The 1,115-nt window shown below is 51.2% G+C and carries 1 protein-coding gene; it reads right to left on the reverse strand.

Translation table 11 applies throughout. The features are described 5' to 3' along the window. Positions 1–138 precede the first annotated feature (138 nt). Positions 139–1,115, reverse strand: a 977-nt coding sequence (locus tag R8N49_RS25060) for a phage major capsid protein (RefSeq protein ID WP_318190203.1), incomplete at its 5' end; no start/stop codon positions are given.

The raw sequence follows: 1,115 nt of genomic DNA on the forward strand, positions 1-1,115 counted from the left end.
GTATTGCCGTTTGGTTGCTCCGAAGTCTCTGTCGACTCTTTGGTGATCTCTGCTGTCTTGGCTTTCGTGGTTGCCATGTTCAATTCCTTATTACATAAAAAAGCCCACCAAACGGTGGGCTAGATATAATGGTTAGAATTAAGCCGCTGCGTGTTCTAGCGCGGCGATGGCTGCAACATCTTCCAACAGTACATCAAAACGGTGGAAGCCAATGAAGCCCATTTGGTCAAACTCAGCGTAACGCTCTGTTAAACGGCGTAGGTTCATGTACGTCACACGACGGAGAACTAACGACATCCAGTCACCATAGAACACCGACTTCGCACTTGCGCCCGCTGCCGCAATGCCTTGGTCAATGACGTATTGGTCACCATCAATGGTTGACGGAGCAACACCGGCAATCGCTGGCAACCATAGCGGGCGACCGTTGCTGTCATTCATCAGCTTGAAGCCTTTGAATGTGTCATCGTTAAATGCCCAGCGCGTGTTTGGACTGTTGCGATACGCTGGGTCCACTTTGTGTTTCAAGTTGATCAAGTCCGCGTAAGACACACCAGAAGTTGCCGCCGCTTCTTGTTTCAGTTGAACCTGTAGGTTCAAGCCATTCAGGTTGTTACCCGTGTTATCACCCGTGATGATTTGACTAGCTTCGAGACGGCCAAGACGCTGACCGATACGGCGCGCCACAAACGCATCGATATCAATCATGCTGTCTTGCAGTAGCTCATTCGAGACCAGTACGATTTTAGAGCTGCCTTTCTTCGCACCAATCTCAACCTGGCTAAAGTTCGGATCGCCTTTACCCGCTTCTTGGTTCTCGGCCAGCATTTCACCGATTTCAGTGCGGCCATCGGACACCGCCCAAGGCATCGCGCGGCCATCTTGAGTATTGATAACCTGACAGACGTTCGCGATACCACCGTACACCGCCATGTTTTCAACCACGCGATTCACAAAGTTTTTTGGTACGGTAAAACCGCCGCCAGCCCCTGTTGCTGTGCCTAAAGCACGAAGTTGGGCTTTGTCTTCTTGCGATAGCTCCGCAAAACCATGGCGCAAGTAGCTGGTAAAGGCTTCGGCTTGGCGTTGCTCTGTCGGTGACTCTTCACCGTTGT

The organism is Vibrio sp. 1978 (genome assembly GCF_033344345.1).